20 protein-coding genes are annotated in these 19,896 nt (G+C 47.4%); 14 read left to right on the top strand and 6 right to left on the bottom strand.

The features are described from left to right. Positions 1-158: 158 nt before the first annotated feature. The 3 genes from AC4G47_RS26725 to AC4G47_RS26715 all read left to right on the top strand — a co-directional run bounded on the left by AC4G47_RS26725 (position 159) and on the right by AC4G47_RS26715 (position 2,969). The gene (locus AC4G47_RS26725; RefSeq protein WP_491103595.1) at positions 159-455 is read left to right on the top strand and encodes a hypothetical protein; all 297 of its coding nucleotides are present in this window, start codon (positions 159-161) and stop codon (positions 453-455) included. Between the two features lie 231 nt (positions 456-686). After that, on the top strand, positions 687-1,229 hold the full coding sequence (locus AC4G47_RS26720) for a GNAT family N-acetyltransferase (protein ID WP_491103594.1): 543 nt from the start codon (positions 687-689) through the stop codon (positions 1,227-1,229). A gap of 234 nt (positions 1,230-1,463) precedes the next feature. Continuing rightward, a complete protein-coding gene (locus AC4G47_RS26715) occupies positions 1,464-2,969 on the top strand; it encodes an MDR family MFS transporter (RefSeq protein ID WP_491106809.1) in 1,506 nt (501 codons plus the stop codon). Between the two features lie 77 nt (positions 2,970-3,046). On the opposite strand, the gene AC4G47_RS26710 is transcribed toward AC4G47_RS26715, so the two are convergent. The 3 genes from AC4G47_RS26710 to AC4G47_RS26700 all read right to left on the bottom strand — a co-directional run bounded on the left by AC4G47_RS26710 (position 3,047) and on the right by AC4G47_RS26700 (position 4,522). After that, positions 3,047-3,508, bottom strand: a complete 462-nt coding sequence (locus AC4G47_RS26710) for a MarR family winged helix-turn-helix transcriptional regulator (protein ID WP_458125193.1) — start codon at positions 3,506-3,508, stop codon at positions 3,047-3,049. 326 nt (positions 3,509-3,834) lie between these two features. Beyond that, entirely contained in the window at positions 3,835-4,227 is a 393-nt protein-coding gene (locus tag AC4G47_RS26705; RefSeq protein ID WP_491103593.1) for a type II toxin-antitoxin system death-on-curing family toxin, read from the bottom strand. A gap of 1 nt (position 4,228) precedes the next feature. Further along, positions 4,229-4,522, bottom strand: coding sequence for an AbrB/MazE/SpoVT family DNA-binding domain-containing protein (locus AC4G47_RS26700; protein WP_458125195.1), 294 nt, complete (start codon positions 4,520-4,522; stop codon positions 4,229-4,231). 205 nt (positions 4,523-4,727) lie between these two features. Between AC4G47_RS26700 and AC4G47_RS26695 the strand changes: the two genes are divergently transcribed. The 3 genes from AC4G47_RS26695 (at position 4,728) to AC4G47_RS26685 (ending at position 7,226) form a co-directional block, all read left to right on the top strand. Further along, entirely contained in the window at positions 4,728-5,459 is a 732-nt protein-coding gene (locus AC4G47_RS26695) for an ABC transporter ATP-binding protein (protein WP_491103592.1), read from the top strand. Positions 5,460-5,482: 23 nt separating this feature from the next. After that, on the top strand, positions 5,483-6,730 hold the full coding sequence (locus AC4G47_RS26690; RefSeq protein WP_491103591.1) for an ABC transporter permease: 1,248 nt from the start codon (positions 5,483-5,485) through the stop codon (positions 6,728-6,730). A gap of 109 nt (positions 6,731-6,839) precedes the next feature. Next, the gene (locus AC4G47_RS26685; protein WP_491103590.1) at positions 6,840-7,226 is read left to right on the top strand and encodes a hypothetical protein; all 387 of its coding nucleotides are present in this window, start codon (positions 6,840-6,842) and stop codon (positions 7,224-7,226) included. A 327-nt stretch (positions 7,227-7,553) separates the two neighbouring features. On the opposite strand, the gene AC4G47_RS26680 is transcribed toward AC4G47_RS26685, so the two are convergent. Next, a complete protein-coding gene (locus AC4G47_RS26680) occupies positions 7,554-8,822 on the bottom strand; it encodes a BaiN/RdsA family NAD(P)/FAD-dependent oxidoreductase (protein WP_491103589.1) in 1,269 nt (422 codons plus the stop codon). Between the two features lie 195 nt (positions 8,823-9,017). Between AC4G47_RS26680 and AC4G47_RS26675 the strand changes: the two genes are divergently transcribed. From AC4G47_RS26675 to nadE, 3 genes are all read left to right on the top strand, one after another. Then, positions 9,018-10,712 (top strand): two-component system sensor histidine kinase NtrB, encoded by a 1,695-nt coding sequence (locus AC4G47_RS26675; RefSeq protein ID WP_491103588.1) that lies wholly within the window; start codon positions 9,018-9,020, stop codon positions 10,710-10,712. 220 nt (positions 10,713-10,932) lie between these two features. Further along, positions 10,933-11,367 (top strand): BrxA/BrxB family bacilliredoxin, encoded by a 435-nt coding sequence (locus tag AC4G47_RS26670; protein ID WP_145326477.1) that lies wholly within the window; start codon positions 10,933-10,935, stop codon positions 11,365-11,367. A 133-nt stretch (positions 11,368-11,500) separates the two neighbouring features. Continuing rightward, positions 11,501-12,310: an NAD(+) synthase gene (gene nadE, locus AC4G47_RS26665; protein ID WP_491103587.1), complete on the top strand. Its 810-nt coding sequence runs from the start codon at positions 11,501-11,503 to the stop codon at positions 12,308-12,310. Between the two features lie 103 nt (positions 12,311-12,413). Here the strand turns inward: nadE and AC4G47_RS26660 are convergent, their stop codons facing one another. Further along, entirely contained in the window at positions 12,414-13,229 is an 816-nt protein-coding gene (locus AC4G47_RS26660; protein ID WP_491103586.1) for an alpha/beta hydrolase family protein, read from the bottom strand. A 405-nt stretch (positions 13,230-13,634) separates the two neighbouring features. Between AC4G47_RS26660 and acpS the strand changes: the two genes are divergently transcribed. Further along, a complete protein-coding gene (acpS, locus tag AC4G47_RS26655) occupies positions 13,635-14,033 on the top strand; it encodes a holo-ACP synthase (RefSeq protein WP_458125203.1) in 399 nt (132 codons plus the stop codon). A gap of 29 nt (positions 14,034-14,062) precedes the next feature. Further along, entirely contained in the window at positions 14,063-15,355 is a 1,293-nt protein-coding gene (gene mutY / locus AC4G47_RS26650; RefSeq protein ID WP_491103584.1) for an A/G-specific adenine glycosylase, read from the top strand. Between the two features lie 89 nt (positions 15,356-15,444). Here mutY and AC4G47_RS26645 read toward each other — a convergent pair whose 3' ends face one another. Beyond that, complete coding sequence (locus tag AC4G47_RS26645) at positions 15,445-16,056, bottom strand: superoxide dismutase (RefSeq protein WP_458125205.1); 612 nt, start codon at positions 16,054-16,056, stop codon at positions 15,445-15,447. 416 nt (positions 16,057-16,472) lie between these two features. Between AC4G47_RS26645 and AC4G47_RS26640 the strand changes: the two genes are divergently transcribed. From AC4G47_RS26640 to queG, 3 genes are all read left to right on the top strand, one after another. Next, entirely contained in the window at positions 16,473-16,898 is a 426-nt protein-coding gene (locus AC4G47_RS26640; RefSeq protein WP_145326471.1) for a GNAT family N-acetyltransferase, read from the top strand. A 346-nt stretch (positions 16,899-17,244) separates the two neighbouring features. After that, on the top strand, positions 17,245-17,829 hold the full coding sequence (lepB, locus tag AC4G47_RS26635) for a signal peptidase I (RefSeq protein ID WP_482074376.1): 585 nt from the start codon (positions 17,245-17,247) through the stop codon (positions 17,827-17,829). 173 nt (positions 17,830-18,002) lie between these two features. Beyond that, positions 18,003-19,886, top strand: coding sequence for a tRNA epoxyqueuosine(34) reductase QueG (gene queG, locus AC4G47_RS26630; protein WP_491103582.1), 1,884 nt, complete (start codon positions 18,003-18,005; stop codon positions 19,884-19,886). Positions 19,887-19,896 lie beyond the last annotated feature (10 nt).

Raw genomic sequence — 19,896 nt, 5'->3', positions numbered from 1 at the left:
TACTTATTTTCAAGATAGTGCAGAGGATGCGGTTAGTCAAGCGGAGGATTTCGGAAAGGGAAGGGAATACCTGAAGAATCCTCCTGTTTCTCAGCTTCTTGCATGGGGTAATTACTTAGCAACCACGGAGGGCTATAACCCGGGAAGGAGCTTGGCTTATGCATGCAGAGGTACAGAATCTTTTTGTACGAATTCATCTTCTATATTTGGCGCAAAATCAGGATTTGAACGTTAACGAGGCGCTGCCCCTATTGGAAGAACGGGGATATCGCGTTGGAGAGCGGGAGATCAAGCAGGAGCTTGAACATCTGACACAGGAGAACTTCCTGACCGCCCACGGGGACCAATGGAGCCTAACCGGGACTGGCATTGAAGAATTCAAGGAAATCACGACTGTGCTTTGTCGGGTTAGCGATGAATTGCTGGCGAAAGGCAAGAAACCGTCCAAAGTCTAACATTCATTTGGACAAGCCGTGATGCCAAGAATCACTTAACCTTGAATTGATCCATACGTACGTGCAACAAGACCGGGAGCGAAATGGCCCGGTTTTTTGACGTGTGTCCATGACTGAACAGTTGCCATTCGGCGCAGGTTATGATTAGATGACTAATGAATCTTATGGTCTGCAGAGATGGATCGGATCGGAGTGTCTTATATGTATAAATGCAAAGGGAGAATTCCCGAAATGGAGACTGCGCGGCTTCGTCTGCGTAAAATGCGTCGCCGGGATGCGGCCCAGATGTTCGCATGTTGGTCAGATCGCGAGGTAACCCGTTATATGAATCTTGCACCCATGATTGGGACAAGCGAGGCGGCGGACATGATTGGCCTGCTTAATCATATGGCAGGGGAAGAGGATGCGATCCGATGGGGAATCGAACTCAAAGAGACAGGCAGGCTCATCGGCAGCTGTGGATTCAACACATGGCAGCTTGAAGGCGCATTCCGGGGAGAGATCGGTTATGAGCTGGGACGTGACTACTGGCGCAACGGTTATATGACGGAGGCTTTCTCGGCATTGTTGCCCTTCGGGTATGAGACCATGGGACTCAATCGGATCGAGGCGCTGGTTGATCCACGCAATCTGGCGTCCGGCGAGTTCCTGACGAACAGCGGTTTCACACGGGAAGGACTGCTGCGCCAGGTACAGCATACGTCCACCGGATACAAGGATATGGTGATGTATTCCATGTTGTATGATGAGTTCCTTCGCAAGCGAGGTAAATAAAAGAGACAATATATAATTGTTTCTTTTATTTACACGTAAACGAAGAAACAGAACAAAGCTGGAGAAGCGAAGCGTTCGCCTTTATCACCGGATTTCTCCTTTAAAGAGGAGAAGAAAAAATCTGGGGATAACAGCGATCGGAAGCTTGTTCTGGTTCGTAGTAGAGGTGTAAATTAACGTACTAATTATATAGAGAATAAAGAGAGAAGGGTTTGTGTGAATGCAACTGGAGGTTTGAAGCGCAGTTTCATCTTGACGGGCCTGTTGCTGGCGACATTTCTGTCAGCGATTGAAGGCACAGTGATTGGTCCAGCTGGACCGACCATTGTCAGTGAACTGGGGAGTGTACAGCTGCTTAGCTGGATTTTCACCGCATACCTGCTGACGATGGTTGTGAGTACGCCCATTTTCGGCAAAATCAGTGATCTGTATGGACGAAAGCCTGTATTTCTAATTGGCTGTGCCTTATTTTTACTGGGTTCACTCCTGTGCTGCCTTTCGCAGAATATGGAGCAGCTGATTATTTTTCGTGCCATTCAGGGGATCGGTGCGGGTGCGGTAGTCCCTGTTACCTTTACGATTATTGGGGACATCTACGCTATTGAAGAACGTGGCAAAATCCAGGGTTGGATTAGCTCCGTGTGGGGTATTTCCTCTCTGGCTGGACCGCTGCTTGGCGGTTATTTTGTAGATAATCTGGGCTGGCAGTGGATCTTTGGTTTTAATGTGCCATTTGGTTTGCTTGCGATGTGGTTTGTATTCCGTTATTTGAAGGAAGATATCTCTCCACGTACGGCCAAAATTGATTATGTCGGTGCATTGACCTTCACGGTGGGTATTACCGCATTGCTGTTCGTCCTGTCGGCGGGTGGGCAGTATTATGCCTGGAGTTCTCCGTTAATTGTTGTGCTGAGTGTGATCGCCGCTCTGTTTATTATTTTATTTTTTGTGGTGGAAAAAAGAGCTCAGGCCCCTATGGTTCCACTACATTTGTTCCGAATTCGGGACATCCGTGTGGCGAACATCGCCGGACTTTTGACCAGTACTCTGATGATCGGCCTGACCAGTTATTTGCCGCTCTGGGTACAGGGGGTTCGGGGAGGTAATGCGACGGAATCTGGACTGCTGCTCGCGCCGATGTCAGTGGGTTGGCTCATTGGTAGTGTGTTGGCAGGCCGCCTGTTAATGAAAATCGGATCACGGATGACCGCATTAATTGGACTAACCGGAATTGCCATCGGATCGGGTGGACTGTTCATGGTGGGCGGGACATCTCCGCAGGCTGTGCTATTTATACTGACCTTTATTTATGGTCTCGGTTTCGGGTTTGCTTTTACAATCTTCACCATTATTGCGCAGTCTTCAGTAGGGTATAAGGAGCGTGGTTCCTCTACGGCACTGCATACGTTCATGCGTACATTGGGACAGACAATTGGTGCAGCGGCTTTTGGTACTTGGTTGAACTATCGAATCTCAATGTTATCGACTGAGCAGAATCTGGCTGAGGCTGGAATATCGGAGAGTGATCTGAACGAACTGCTTGCACCGCATACGGATGCTGCACTATCTGATGACAAATGGGCGCTACTGCGCAGCGTGCTGGAAGGAAGCTTGCATTCTCTGTTTGTCATTATGTTTGTTATTGCACTAGTCTCGTGGGTAACGACGCTTGCATTGCGCAAACGTTTAATTGTACCCGAAGATGCAGATGCTCCACCGCAACCACAGGGCTCGAAATAAAAGTGGATGTATACGAATAACCGGATTCGCCGATGTCAGGCAAATCCGGTTATTTTTGTTGATCCTTTTTGCAAGGTCTAGCTACTCACGGATAAACGGTCTGCACTGTGTGCAAGCCTTCCCAAAAGTTCGGACAACAGTTCCTTGTCTTCCTCGCTCAGTCCGCTGACCGCACGATCGATCTTCACCGCATAACCTGGATAGATATCATCCATGGTGCGCTGACCTTCTTCGGTTAGTTCCACAAAAATGATACGTCTGTCATGCGGACAATGCTTCCGGTGTAACAGTCCTTTTTGCTCCAGCTTATCAATCACATAGGTCACATTTCCGCTTTGCAGCAGAAGCTGTGCACCAACCTGTTGTATCGGCTGAGCTCCTTTCATATATAACACTTCGAGCACCCCGTAAGCGGTGGGGTTGAAGCCATGCACTTTGCTTCCGGATACAGCGTGTTCATTCACGCTCTTGAATGTCTGGGCCAAGGTGCGGTACAGATGAAGTGAACGTTCGGTTCCGATTTCTTGTAATTCCAGCATGCTGATCCCGCCTTTTCAGATTAGTTTTATAAGTTGAAATGATGAAGGGTGGTCCTCTTCGTTATGTCTATCCTGTAAAAGTTTATTTCAACTTATATGAGTTGGTTAGTTATGTTTGACGATTCAGGATGTCGCCATGTACTTATTGTAAACTTCTGTTTCCGCGAAAAACATGCGATATGTCACAAGATCTGCATTTTTAGCATTTAAAATTTGATCATTAATCATCTCGTGAAATCCTCCTTGAGATGTCGCTTCTTCTCTGGACATGAAGAAGCAGGGGATCCAGAACCCCTGCTTCTTTTTCGCATGTATAAGACAAAGAGCTATCGTTCCTCTGAATACTTTTCTAATAAGCGTACTATGTTCTCAAATGTGTACTTGCCCTCAGCAATGTTGACCATAAATTCCACCGCATATTTACGTTCCATTTGCAGGTAGTAGCCATTTATTCGCAGAAAGGACTTGGTTACAAGATAAGCTGTCCGCTTATTTCCGTTGTAGAAACAGTGGTTTTTAACCAGTGACTCTAATAATGCTGTAGCTTTATCAAATATGGAAGGATAGGCATCTTCTCCAAATAAACTTTGTAGAGGTCTATTTATAGCAGAATCCAACAAAGTATAATCCTTTACACCAGCTTGTGCTGTATCATTCATCTTCTTCATCATAAAATAGTGAGCGGCTACTACTTCTTCAATTGTAAGGAATACAGTCATCTTAACGATCCCTTAAATCATTGAGGATATCCTCATCTTCTTCAAAAACGTCGAAGAAAGCTTCCAGTACTTCGGGTCGTACATTTTCGGGTAACTTCATTTGCTTCACCTTTTTTAATACAATTTCTCCTTGACTGTTCTCAATAAATTCAATCTCATCGCCCTGAGAAACATGGAGCTTATCAATTAAAACCTTAGGCAGGCTAATACCCAAGCTGTTCCCCATTTTTCCTATTTTGCGCGAAAGTATTTTTCTTTTGGAATGCTCCTCTTTCATCTGAGCCCCACCATTCATGGTATATTCCTCCTATAGTATGATCCAATTTGTGAAAGTAATACGTAAGTATGTAATAACGTTAGTATGTATTAACATTATAACACAATGATAGAGATAGATTGCCTTCAAATACGCTCAAAATGATCAAACAAACGGCACACAACTCGTATACAATAAAATGAGATGATCTAACAAGCCCCAAATCAGAACAGGAGTGTTCGATATGAAGATAGAGCATGAAGGTGCAGCGATACAGGAGTCTGTATTGGACGTGCATATTACAGAGGCAGGATACGAACCAGGACAGTCGACCATACGCAACATTCGAATGAGTGTGGCGCGAGGAGAGCTGGTGGGTATTATCGGACCAAATGGTGCGGGTAAAAGTACGACGATCAAAACGCTGCTAGGTCTGTTGGAACATGCCAACTATGAAGTGACGATTGGGGGAGAGGGGCGTTATGCCTATATCCCGGAACAACCGGTTTTTTACGAATATATGACCCTGTGGGAACATCTTGATCTGGCCGCAGCGGCATATGAAATGGAGGAAGAGGTCTTTGTCGCCAGAGCGGAGGAACTGCTGGTTCGTTTCGGAATGGATCAGGTTAGAAATGATCTTCCGGCCAGTTTCTCGAAGGGCATGCGGCAGAAAATGATGCTGATGATCGGATTTTTGGCTTCACCGGATATCTATATTGTGGACGAGCCGTTTATCGGACTTGATCCGCGTGCTACCAAAGATTTTCTGAAATTACTCGATGACGAACGTCGGCGTGGTGCGGGTGTACTCATGTCTACGCATGTACTGGATACCGCTGAACGAATATGCGATCGGTTTATTTTAATTGCATCGGGCATATCTGCTGCCGAGGGAACATTGGATGAGATCCGTGAAACAGCAGGATTACCGGAAGCCTCTTTGTTTGACTGTTTCGATATACTGACGTCTTAGATAGAGAGAGGGTGAGAGAGAGGATGGAAACTTCCCAGCGTTATACACCACTTCGTTTATACAGGCGAAGACGCAAAGAGCATTTCAGGGAACAAATGAAAAATCTCAGACTCGTAGTGGATTGGACGGTGTGGGTATATCTTCTTGTTCCGGGTCTGCTCTATCTGATTGGATGGTACACGAGCCTGTGGACCAAACCGCTGCCTGCATGGGCGACCGGTTTACCTTTACCTGTACTGACCGGACTGATCGACATCGTTATGCTTACCGGGGGTGTGTTGATATTTGTGGAGGAAGCAGATGTATTGTTTTTGAAATCAAGACCGCTGTGGATGCGCACATTGATGAGGCAAGGACTATACCGCGCCTGTCTTCAACATTTGGGCAAAATGATCTTGGTTACAGCACTGACTGCCCCCCTGTGGTCCCGTGTCTATGAGATGTCGATTCTACAGATTGTACTTATGGCTGTCTGGTTCGGTGCAGTAGCTTCGTTTCAAGCCATAATACTACATATAACGAAGGTTCGACATACAGGATGGCGACGCTGGATTCAGATGATTCCTCTCGTCATTGGCATAGGGTACATGACCATTCATGCGACATCATGGATGCATGGGCAGACGTGGAAAATCATGTTTGGTATTGTGGTGATCAGCCTTCTTCTGATTACCGTCGGACAGATGAGACTCTTGATGAAAGGAACGTTTGAAGGCGATGTGCGAGAAGATTTGAGAAGCAGGCTGCAGTTGACGGCTCTGATGTTAAGTCGAGCGGTGAGCAAGCCGAAAGCCCCACGAACACGTTCCATTATCTTCCGCAAACCGCGTAAACTGTTACACAATCGGTCCATTCCGAATCGTACAGCGGAGATCGCATTCAAGGCGTTTTTCCGGAACTCAGCCACAATGAAATTGTATTTACAGCTTGGAGGACTGTCCATTGCAGCAGTCGCCTTACCGCCTTTTCCGGTCAATATCATTGTGTGTGCGTTATTGATTATCATGTTAACGGTGATGTTTTATCGCTCCTGGGATGTGTTTGCAACGTCCGACTATGTTCAGCTCATAACGTATGACTCGGATGCTCTGCATCGTGCGGGTTCAATGATGGTTAAGATGTTGTTTGTCCCCATTGGTATTCTTATGGGATTCACGCTGGGATTGGCCTGGCTTGGTTGGATCGTCGGTATTCTGACAGCCGCAGGTGCGGTGGTCTTCGGACTTTGTGTGTCAACTATTGCCGGATGGGTTCGACTTACCCGAGCCTAAAAGAATTCCTTTGTACTTCAGAGCATATGACGCGCTATAACTGACCATGCTATAGAAGAAGAATCTCATCTATGGATGATGAGAGATTAGCTGTAGCAAGGAGGAAGAGATGATGATGGATAATAGCGAATTACAGGTGCATTTCTCAGACGGTTCAGCGTTGAATGCTGCACGGGCAACCTTGGAGGAATTAGGGTATAAGCCTTATCAGTCTGGCCCGCTGGAATTGTACATTCCCACAGATCGCCAGGATCCCCAGTCTGCCGTGGAGATTGTACAGTCTCATGGAGGAAGTGCCGTATTTGCATCTCAAACGGAAGAGCTGGATCAGTTTCAGAATATCTCAATTCCGGCTCATCTCGTAAATGAGGACTGGAATGAAGGGTATGCGAGCGGAAACCAGGGAATTCAGGCTGAGCAAGGTACACATAATCATAGCGAGGACCCAGCATACGATGATTCGGCTGATGGATTCTCAGGCAGCGTCAAAGCATAGAAGTATCACAAGCTAAGAGCAGTTCGAGCCATTTTTTCTAAAATGGAACAATACCCAAAAACCCCGATACTCCACAGATAGTGGATATCGGGGTTTTTGGCATCAGAGCTAATTCAACATAAGGTTAAATTGTGTAATACCTAGTAGTGAGAGTTCAAAAAGTTCGGTTTTCAGTACCGAGAAGATGGAATGAAGCTAGAAATGGAGTAGCGGAGCGTAGGGAAAACTACGTGAGCAACGGACATTTCGGCTGAATTTCATATTCGATGCTGATGATGCCATTAGGCATGATTCGTAATCAAAAGCGGACTTTTTGAACAACCTCTATTATGATGTAACGTGTTTATATTCAGCCGCATGCATGCCAGCCGTATATCCCGTGGAGAAAGCAGCAGTGATATTATACCCTCCGGTGTAGCCGTGAATGTCCAGAACTTCACCGCAAAAGAATAGTCCAGGCAGCAACTTGGATTCCATTGTTTTTGGGTATATCTCCTTTAAGTGGACTCCTCCCCCAGTAACGAAGGCTTCTTTGAGCGACCTTGTTCCGTCTGCGCGGAAGGTAAAAGCCTTCATTAGCCCGCATAAGTTGCTTAACATGCCTTTGGGGAAATGGTGGTACGTAAGGTCATCGCTGATCTCGGCGCGTTTCATCATCAACGGAATCATGCGTTCAGGAACCCATGTTTTCAAGATGTTTTTGACCGCCTTGCGGGATTCTTGTTCCAATACCTGCTGAACCTGAGTTTCTAGTAGACCTGCTGACAGCTCCGGGAACAGATCAATGCTCATCATGACCTGTGGGTTTCCAGACTTCATCTGAACCTTACGGATAAACTGGCTACAACGTAGTGCAACCGGTCCAGACACTCCAAAATGTGTGAAGATCATATCCCCGCGATGGGAGATGACCGTTTTCCCTTTGGCATCCACTACGGATAAAGCAATATCCCTCAAAGACAAACCTTGCAGTTCTTTGGATTGAATCCAACTCTCTCCAGACACAATGGGCACTTCGGTTGGATATAACTCCGTTATCGTGTGACCCGCAGCTTCAGCCCAGGGATAACCATCTCCGGTTGATCCGGTTTGCGGTACGGACTTGCCGCCGGTAGCGATAATGACAGAGCGCCCAAGAATCGTTTTACCTGATACCAATTTAACACCCTGTACCTGCTGACCGTTCTGAATAATTTCCTTGACCGGTTCTTTGGTGCGAATCTCGACCCCGAGGGAGGCAATTTTACCTACCAGCGCATCAACGACCGTTTTTGCTTTATCGGTTACAGGGAACATTCTCCCATTGTCTTCTTCTTTCAGGGCAATTCCGAGATTCTCGAAGAAACGCATAATCCCCTGATTGTCCAGATTCTGAAACGAACTATATAAAAAGCGTCCATTACCCGGAATATGCCGGATGAGTTCATCCGTTTCCTTGGCATTAGTTACATTGCAACGACCTCCGCCAGAGATGCCGAGTTTACGACCCAGTTGATCTCCTTTATCCAGCAGAATGACGGAAGCTCCATGCTCGGCAGCTGCAACACAAGCCATCAGGCCCGCGGATCCACCACCAATTACGATGACATCATACATATGTTATTACCCTCTTTTTTCATTGATTTTGTCTGTTTTACGTAAACCGTGTCTACTCCTGGCCTTTTCTGAAATATAATGGAGATATGAGCAGTTCTATTATGGAGCCTTAAGGGATATATTGTAATATACTGTCGCCTATGTTTTAATCAGAAATACATGAGGGAATGTGCAGGCGGAGGAGGAGATGGCATTGTGGTTGCGTTAAAGGACATTCTTTTACAAGTACTGCTGGCGGGGTCGGCGGTATACCTGATTCCCTTATTCCATCTGGGGTTCTCCAAGCGGGCTGTGGCCAAGTTGGAACATGCCGGAATGATGCAGACCGTTTTTGCTGTGACGAGTGTCGCGAGCATGCTACTGTGTTTGATGTTTGCGTTTCATGAGAGTCCAGTGACTGTACCCATATCACTAAGCATCGTACCTGTAATACTTGGAATTTTGTATTGTAAGTCCGTTATAGGCTTAACGTTGTCCATACTACATATTCTTTTCTATTTCCTTTTCGCGCATCCCTATAATCTGTTCGGATTTCTCCTTCATACGGGCATTCTTCTCTATCCTATTGTATGGTTGTCTGCCAAACGATTCAAGCATAATACACCTTCGCGCAAAATGGCGATCCTGATCACCCTGATTGCACTGGAACGGGTTGTAACGAGTCTGTTGTGGATCGCATCCCTTCAGAATGATTCCACATACTCTGTGACTTATATGGTACTTACAGCACTTGGATATACCGTTGGAGCCATAGTTGCGGGCAGTCTGAGTCTGTTATGGCTGGAACGGATGAAGCACTATCATGGGCTGGAGCATCATCTCTCGGAAGTTCACCACCGATACATAGCCGAGATGGAGAAGCTTCATCAGATTCTGAATGCGGTTCCTCTCTCCATTGCCACTGTAGATAAAGAAGGCACAGTCATGTTCGTCAATGAGATGATGGAACAAACAGCAAGAGATCAGTTACCCTGTAACACCACGCCTAATCTGATTGGCCGTCCAGCCAGCCAATTTGTTGAACAAGGTCAGGCGGACAAGATGGATAATAGCATTCGCAGAGCTGTCGTTCATGGTGAGATTAATGGATTGACCGTTCGTTACGGTGCTCACGTATTTCAGTCCCGAACCGTGCCCATCTATGCCTTTTCAACAGAGCCTGCAAGAGAGGTCACAGGAGCCATGCTGATTATTCAGGATATCACGGAGCTTGAGATGTTGCGAAGTGAATTGGATAATGTGGATCGTCTCAGTCTGGTGGGGCAGATGGCTGCAAGCATTACGCATGAGGTGCGTAATCCTATGGCAGTTGTACGTGGTTTTCTTCAACTCATGCAGGAGAAGAGTCCGGATTCCCTTGATCATTATTACCGGATCGTCCTGGAAGAATTGGATCGGGCGAATAGTATCATTAATGATTTTCTATCGCTGGCCCAGGATCGGATTGCGGAAAAAGAGGAATCCCAGCTGCATGATATCATTCATGAACTCAGTCCACTGTTATGGGCTGATGCGAACCTGCGTGGTCAGAGCATTGAACTCATGCTGGCCCATAATGTTCCGAAGCTGCACCTCAATCCAAAAGAAATCAAACAGGTGGTGCTCAATCTGGCCCGTAACGGGATGGAAGCCATGAATGAGAAAGGCGTGCTTACACTGGAGACGCGCATAGTTGATGACAAGGTGGAACTGTGTGTACGTGACACAGGGCCTGGTATACCTAGAGTGAAGAAGGAAAAGCTGTTCGAACCCTTCTTCACGACAAAAGCCAAGGGGACGGGACTTGGATTATCCATGTGTTTAAGTATTGTGGAACGACATAATGGAACCATTACCGTGGAATCAGAGGAAGGTCGGGGGACTACCTTCAAAGTGGCATTTGAACGTTAGGTAATCAGCATCTTTTCCCAGACAATGAGACATAATATTATAGAAGAAGCCTTTCCGCAGGCGTTGTCTGAATCTTGCTTTCATTGCTTATGGATGTATAATAGAAATAGCACATCGTTACATCCATAATATTCGATATGAATGTAACGTTGTTTGGATAGCTAATCGCCTTTAATTCTATCGAGATCATAGAACAACCATTTATAAGGAGTGAAACCGAATGTCGATGTCATTTGATCAATACATGAAAGATATGGTTCAACCAATGCGGGATGAGCTAACTCGTCTGGGCATTCAGGAGTTGCGTACTCCTGAAGAAGTGGAAGCAAGTCTGCCGGATGCAAAAGGAACAGCGCTGGTCGTAATCAACTCTGTCTGCGGATGTGCCGCAGGTCAATGTCGCCCAGGTGTGTCTCAAGCACTCCAGAACGATATTACACCGGATCACCTGTACACTGTATTTGCTGGTCAGGACAAAGAAGCAACTGCAAAAGCACGTGAATTCTTTGCACCGTATCCGCCATCTTCACCGTCCATCGCCCTGATGAAAGACGGAGAACTCGTTCACTTTATCGAGCGTCATCAAGTGGAAGACCGTTCTGCAGAGGAAATTGCGGCTGATCTCAAAAGTGCATTTGAACGTTATTGCCGTTAATTCGCTCCATAGAACGCCCCGCTCTTCGGATAACCGATGCCGGGGCGTTTCATTTTGGATAGATAAGGTTATTGAACCATTCGGACCTTTCAAGCATCAAATTTCATTCATTTAGAAACGGGGTGTATTAACGATGAGTTTGCAACAACAGATCATCGCTGAATTGAAGGTTAAACCAAGCATTAATGAAGCAGAGGAAGTACGCAAGCGTGTTGATTTTCTGAAGACATATGTGAAAAATGCGGGTGCCAAAGGCCTGCTGATCGCGATCAGTGGCGGTATTGACAGTGCTGTGGCTACGGCGCTTTGCAAAAAAGCGACGGACGAGCTTACGGAAGAGAGCAACCAAGAGTATAAAACACTGGGTGTGTTCCAACCTTATGGTGAGCAATCCGATATCGACCACAGCTATGCTGTAGCGAAAGCATATGATTTGAAGTATGTGGTGGAAACGAATATCGAAGATGCGGTTAACGAGATTGCACTGGAAGTAGAGCAAGGCTTCAAGTCACTGGGTAGCCCACGCCATATGACTCACCAAGGTAAAGGTAACGTTAAAGCGAGAACCCGTATGGTGATGCAATATGCACTTTCGTTTGAAGAAAACCTGCTTGTAGTGGGTACGGATCATGCATCCGAAGCCATCACGGGTTTCTATACCAAATGGGGTGATGGCGCTGTAGATATCACGCCACTGAGCACCCTGAACAAACGTCAGGTACGCCAGCTGGCAGCATATCTGAATGTGCCACAAGCCATTTTGGACAAAGCACCATCGGCAGGATTGTGGGAAGGTCAGACGGATGAGGAGGAGCTGGGGATTTCGTATGAAGCAAACAGCGACTACCTTGAAGGCAAACAGATCGATCCAGCCGCACAAGAGCGCCTTGAAGCGTTCTATACGCGTACCCATCACAAACGTAATGCCATTCCAGGTATCTAAAACGGATGGATCTGCATGATTGTTAGATTAGGAAATACAAAAAAGAGTCACTGCCTGAGCAGCGACTCTTTTTGTTGTGTAGTTTAGTGGAATGAGAACACGTTCAACTACTCCAGTCTTTGATCTGGTGCAGGGTCTGGGTGATGGCTTGCTCCAGTTGCGGAGTTGTTTCTTTGAATGGATGTACGGTATTAAACGTGTGGTTCCCTTCTGGAATCTGGTGCCATGGGATATCAGGACGGGCTTGAACAAGTGCGGCAGAACCGTCACGCAGACGTTGACCATCCGCTGTTCCCTGAATCAGTGCTACGCGCACAGGGGAAGAAGCCAAGCGATCAATGACAGCGTAACGTTCGCTATGCTTGTCCAGGTCTTCCAGGATAGATACGTCCAGTGGCATCTGCTGGCCTGTACGTCCGTTAACGACATGGCTGCGGCCATGTGTGCGCATTTCTTCTTTTTGCTCTGGTGTAAAGAGATCCAAGTTGGTTACCCCATTCCAGGAGATTACACCTTCCACCTGCTCGGGATGATCCAGTGCATAGACGAGACTTACACCTGCACCTCGGCTATGTCCAACCAAGTACACAGGAAGTCCAGCGAGTTCAGGTTGTGTAGCCACATAATCAAGTACCAGAGCGAGATCAGCAAGCTCCCGGCTGTAGGTATTCACTGCGAACTTTTCAAGTTCAGAGAATTGCTCCAGATATTCGCCGATACCGTTGTGAGAGAAATTGAAGGTCAGCACATGATGCGTCTGGCTTAGCTGTGAAGCTGCGTAGGGGAACATGCCCCAGTCTTTGAAGCCTTTGTATCCGTGAGCCAGAATGATGACCCCTTGAGCGGGTTGTTGTGCAGGGAAAAAGTCCCCGCGAATGATCGCATCTACGTCAGTGGGCAATTCAAAAGTTATGGGCATGATTCAGACCTCCTAAGAGTTTCAGACGATTCCTGATTCATATTTTAGCATATATGGTAATGCGGATAGGTACTCGCTTCTGAGCGCCCCTCCTGCTACAATAGAATACGTGTTCGGATAGTTACGGATCATGTGATTGAATGGAGATCTTTTACAATGAAGGTTCAAAAAGAGCGGTTTTCAGTACCGAGAAGATGGAATGAAGCTAGAAATGGAGTAGCGGAGCGTAGTATAAGCTACGTGAGCAACTACAATGTTTCCGAAGGAAACATACTTCGTAAGCATATACTTATTCGGCTGAATTCCATGTTCGAAGCTGATGATGCCATTAGGCATCCTTCGTAATCAAAAGCGGACTTTTTGAATAACCTCTTACAGTATAAAAGATTAAGCGGGTGAACGTTGATGATATATGGCATTGGCAATGATGTGCTGGAGATTGGACGTATGCGCAAGCTGCTGTCCGGTCGCCATGCGGAAGCTTTTATGAAACGAATCTTAACGCCAGCAGAGCGGGATATTGCGGTCCATCGCGGGAAGCGGATGACGGAGTTTGTATCCGGCCGATTTGCAGCAAAAGAAGCGGTGTCCAAGGCATTTGGCTGCGGGATCGGTGGCATTATGGGGTTCACTGACATAGAAGTGCTACCTGATGGGACAGGACGTCCAGTGGCCTCGCTGTCCAGTCAAGCCTGGGAACGCCTGCAGCTGCCATACGACAAGCAATATGACATTCATTTGAGTATTACGCACCAGACGGAACTGGCGGCGGCTTTTGCCATCGTGGAACAGATGGAGAAGTAGTTAGCTTGGCAATAGGAGAGGACGGAAAAATGGGTTTAATGGAACAGAAACGACATTTCAGCGTGAATTTGCTGGATTGGTATATGATCAACCGACGGGATTTGCCGTGGCGTCGCCACAACAATCCGTATTTTACATGGGTATCGGAGATTATGCTTCAGCAGACGCGGGTCGATACGGTGATTCCGTATTTCAATCGTTTTATCGGGAACTTCCCGACGGTGCAGGCGCTGGCGGAAGCACCGGAGGAAGATGTTCTGAAAAATTGGGAGGGACTCGGTTATTACTCCCGTGCACGTAATCTTCAGGCAGCCGCGAGACAAGTCATGGAGCTGCACGGAGGCGAGATGCCGCAGGACAAGCAGGCCGTCTTCGCATTAAAAGGGGTTGGCCCCTACACTGCCGGGGCCATTCTCAGCATTGCCTTCAACCAGCCGCAGCCTGCGGTAGATGGCAATGTCATGCGGGTCCTGTCCCGATACTTCCTCATCGATGAGGACATTATGAAGGGCAGCACCCGGGTGTTGATGGAAGAGCTTGCAGGAGAGCTCATTCCGGAAGGGCGGGCGCGTGATTTCAATCAGGCGCTGATGGAGCTTGGTGCGCTGGTGTGTACGCCCAAAGCGCCGCACTGCCTGACTTGCCCGGTCATGGAGCAATGTTCCGGTCGCATTGCCGGAAGAGAGCTTACACTGCCGGTCAAGACCAAGGCGAAGCCGCCGCGCCCTGAGCAGCGGCTGGTCGCGATTGTGGAGGGCCGCGGTGATCATCGCGGCCAAGTGCTTGTGCGCCAGCGCCCCGATACGGGCCTGCTCGCCCGCATGTGGGAGCTGCCGCATGTGTTGGCGGTGCCCGCCGCAGCAGGCAAGAAGGCAGCGCCGCTGGCGGATGAGCCGGCCATGGCATTGCTGGCCGGCAGTCTGTGGGCGGAAGGCTTCGCTGCCCGCCCGGAAGGGCTGGCTACCCATGCGGAGCATGTGTTCAGCCACATTGTCTGGAGCCTGCAGGTGTACAAGTGTACTGAGCAGGACCAGAGCAGTGAGCTTCCGCTGATCGCAGCGGAAGCGAGAGCCGCCTACGATGCACAGGCGGCAGCAGGGGAAGGCACAGCCTTATCATCAGCTGTGATACCTGAGTTAGCCGCAACGCATTCATCGGAGCTGAGCGCTTCTGAAGGACAGAATATACGGACAGGTAAAGGTGATGGCCTGACCTACCGTTGGATCGGTCCAGAAGATATGGAGAAGATGGCATTCCCCAACATATTCTTGAAGCTAATCAGCAGTTATTTTGCTGGCGCTTATGAAGATGTTAGGGAATAATGAAGATATGAAAGCAAAAGAGCCTGGATCGGTCATAATGACCAATCCAGGCTCTTTTTTAATATGTTAACCGTTTAAGGTCAACCGTCTTATTTTGCAGAAGCGTAACGTTTGTTCACTTCATCCCAGTTGATTACATTCCAGAAAGCGGCGATGTAGTCAGGACGTTTGTTTTGGTAGTTCAGGTAGTAAGCGTGCTCCCATACATCCAGACCCAGAACCGGAGTCAGACCTTCGAAGAGAGGGCTGTCTTGGTTAGGTGTGCTAGTGATGGACAGTTTGCCATCTTTACCAACTACGAGCCAAGCCCAGCCGGAACCGAAGCGAGTTGTAGCTGCTTTAGCGAAATCTTCTTTGAATTTGTCATAGCCGCCCAGTTCGCTATCGATTGCTGCTGCGATATCGCCTGTAGGAGCGCCGCCGCCGTTAGGTCCGATGATTTCCCAGAACAAGCTGTGGTTAGCATGTCCGCCACCATTGTTGCGAACCGCTGTGCGGATGCCTTCAGGTACGCTGTCAAGGTTAGCAATCAGATCTTCCAAGCTTTTTTCTTGCAGTTCAGGAGCGCTTTCCAGAGCTGCGTTCAAGTTGGTTACATAAGTATTGTGATGGCGATCGTGGTGGATTTCCATCGTTTTTGCATCGATATGTGGTTCCAGTGCGTCGTTAGCGTAAGGAAGTGCCGGTAATTGAAAAGCCATAATGAAATACCTCCTGAGATTTTAGGTTTTTTGAACAGGTACATATGTATTAATACCCTTGCCACTAATATTAAACCGCATTCGGACTAATTAAGCAACATTTTTGTTTATTAAGTACCCCGAGGTGTTGATCTAATGATGGGCCAGAGATTACAAACATATTTTACCCTTTATGAATATATTTATGTGATTTTAGTAGAATTAAAAGCAAAAATATGAAGAATTACATTGTAAACGGTTACAATTAAGCGCTTTCAAAAGAAAATGCGTGTTTTATGGAGTAAAGTATGGTTTAATTGACGAAGAAGCGGTATTTTCTCGTTTTTTGTCATTATATGAACATTGGGTTTTTGGTAAAAAGGGATTCCTTTTTGTAAAAAACCTCATCTAAGCTAACGAAAAGGGAGATTTAAGACATGCACGTTCGTTCCTTTCAGTTGAGTGATGCAAGCCAGATGACGGAGCTTCTCCAGGTTGCACTATCGGAAGAGTGTTATGAGAACACGATGGGCCCGTTTGCCCGTCAATTGTCATGGGATTCTGACCTGATCATGGTTGCGGAAGAAGAGGGAGACCTCGTCGGCGCTTTGATCGGTACGATTGATCACAACCAGGGTTGTATCTACCGTATTGCGGTACATCCAGACTATCGTCGCCGTGGAGTCGGCAAAACACTTGTCGAGGCTATGGAACAAAGGTTCCAGCAGCGTAAAGTCAGCCAAGTATGGGTGGCGGGTGATGAGCACAACAAAGTAGCTATGCCTCTATATGAAGCGATGGGTTACGGTGCCAATCAGATTATGAGCGCTTTCCAGAATCTTAGTATTTTGTCAAAAGCTTAGTTTGCATGTTTAAAAAAAGAAATAAAAAAAGATTTTCATTTCATATTAGGCATATCTTTAGCGTGTAATAACGTGAGGGATGTGCCTTTCTATTTATACGAGTGTTCTTCACGCATTATTCCTCCTGTTTTCACATCTTCTTATACTCCTCCGGTGTCTTCGAGTACTGTTAAATCCATACGGTTGTTCCGGGTACGCTCGTCATACCCAAGGGATTGGTGCTCATAACCAATTGTTTCACTCTTCCAAATGAAGTAGACTGAAAGGGAGTAGGATCATTCATTATACACGTTGAATTCAACTAATTGATAAACGAGGTGTCCCTTTGAATTCCAATAACCTTTCAATGGAACATGTGACTTCCGACCAACGTAATGAACCGCCTAAGCCTGAACAACCGGGGAAATCCTGGGTTGCTGAGCTGTGGGATTGGGTCAAAACGATTGTTGTAGCTTTTGTAATCATGATGCTGCTGAACCTGTTTGTATTCAACCTGTCGATGGTCAAGGGACAGTCCATGCAGCCGACACTGGTTGAGCGAGATCGTCTGTTCGTCAACAAAATCGTATATCATCTGGGCACACCTTCCCGATCAGATGTGATTGTTCTTCGTGATCCAAGCGAAGGCGTGGAGAAGAAGGATTTTCTGGTTAAACGGATCGTTGGACTTCCGGGAGATACGATTGAGGTCAGGGATCACCATCTATATGTGAACGGCGAGCAGCAAGCGGAAACGTATACTGATATTGAGGTACAAGACCCGGATTTTGGCCCAATTACACTGGAGCCGGATCATTTCTTCGTGATGGGGGATAATCGTCATGAAGGTAAGAGTAAGGATAGCCGAGTGTTTGGCAGTATTACATCCGATGAGATTGTAGGCAAGGCTGAATTTATTTTTTGGCCGTTTTCTGAATTGAAAAAATTGTAAAATGCTGGCGAGACAACAACTTCAGAGCGCATTTTGCGTTAAATTATATAGACTCGTTCCGTTTGAATTCAAGTATGCAAGGCATATACAGAAATGAACGCCTGTCCTCTCTTACCGTGAGGCGGGCGTTCACTATTTACGGAATAAGTGTCGGAAGAAAAGAGGAAAGAGAAATGACGAGCGTACAGACCGGGGCGGCACAGGCAGCCTCCGTATGGGAGAAGTTAAAACAGGAGATCAAGGAAGCTGGCCCCGGACTGGGCATTGATGATATCGGATTTGCTTCGGCAGAACCCTTCGTAACACTAAAATCCATACTCGAACAGCATCGGGCTAAAGGGTATGAGTCGGGATTTGAAGAGCCTGATCTTGAGAAAAGGGTACGTCCGGAGTTGAAGGATGGCGCGCCGGCTTCACTTATTGCGATAGCCGTGGCATACCCATCGAAGATGGTGAATCCACCGAAGTCGGAGCCGGGAGCTTATCGGGGGATCTTTGCCCGTTCCGCATGGGGGCAGGATTATCACCAGGTTCTGCGTACAGCCATGGACAAGCTGGTTAATTTCATACGGGAGCGCGTACCTGAAGCCATGATCGAAAGTATGGTTGACACCGGAGCACTGGTAGATCGTGCGGTATCCCAGCGTGCGGGGATTGGTTTTAGTGCCAAGAACTGTGCCATTATATCACCCAAATTCGGTTCATGGATTTTCCTCGGGGAACTGGTGACGAATATTCCATTCCAGCCGGATACACCTGTAACTGAGGACTGTGGTGAGTGTACGAAATGTATCGATGCCTGTCCGACAGGAGCATTAGTAGGACCCGGACAGTTAAATTCATCACGGTGTATTTCTTTTGTAACCCAAACCAAAGGGTTCGTGGATGAAGAATTTATGCTGAAAATTGGCAACCGTCTGTACGGTTGTGATACTTGTCAGATTGTCTGTCCGAAGAACCGTGGCAAGAACTGGGACCACCATCCCGAGTTTCATCCCGATCCGGAGATTGTGAAGCCGCTGCTCCTACCGCTACTGGATATTGGCAACCGGGAGTTCAAGGAACGTTTCGGTCAGAGTTCGGCCGCATGGCGTGGCAAGAAGCCGATTCAACGTAACGCCGTTATTGCCCTGGGCAATTTCAAAGATAAAAGTGCTGTACCCAAACTTACGGAAGTACTAAAACGTGATCCGCGCCCTGAGCTACGGGGAACTGCAGCCTGGGCGCTAAGCAGAATTGGAGGAGAAGACGCCATGAGAGCAATTGGGGAAGCTGCCGCTAACGAACAAGATGGGAACGTACTAAGCATGCTGCAGAAGGCCAAGGAACGACTGAGTTCGTCCGAGACCTTACCCAAACAGCCACAGGCTGGACAAGTGAGTGAGAAGCAGCCAGAGGAACAGAAGAATAACGAGCCCAACACATTACAGGCATTACAACAGGAGTTGAAAATGGAAGCTGCGACTGAACCGGGTAGTGGGCAATCTGCACAGCCAGCCAAACCGGAAGCCGCAGCGTGGAAGCCTTCAGCAGTTACGGGGCTTCATGGCAAGCCTGTATACTACGATGAGGTACTGACACCGATTGGTACACTAACGTTATGTGCTACGGATGAAGGACTGTGTCACATCGACTTTGGCGCCTTTCACGTACGCGAAGCTCACCTGCAGCAATGGGCCCGTACCTGGATTGGCGAGTATCGATATGAGAAAAATGAAGAGAAGCTCAGCGAAGCTGCAAAGCAGTTACAACAGTATTTTACAGGAGAAAGAAAGACGTTCGAATTGCAGCTTGATCGGCTTGGAACACCATTCCAGCTACAAGTATGGCAAGTTCTGTCCGATATATCTTATGGAGAGGCCTCATCACACCAACAGGTTGCGGAAATCATCGGCAGGCCCAAGGCTGTTCGTGCAGTTCTGGACGCCATTAGCAAGAATCCGATTCCGATTATTATTCCCTGTCACCGCATCAGCGGTAAAGACGGCACACTGGTGGGTTATGTAGGCGGTCTGCAAACCAAGGAGCAATTGCTCGCTTTGGAGCAGCGATCGTAAGAGCGGGGGA

Source organism: Paenibacillus sp. Negev47 (assembly GCF_058313655.1).
The sequence above is the reverse complement of the archived record's forward strand: the minus strand, read 5'-3'. Positions and strand labels throughout refer to the sequence as shown.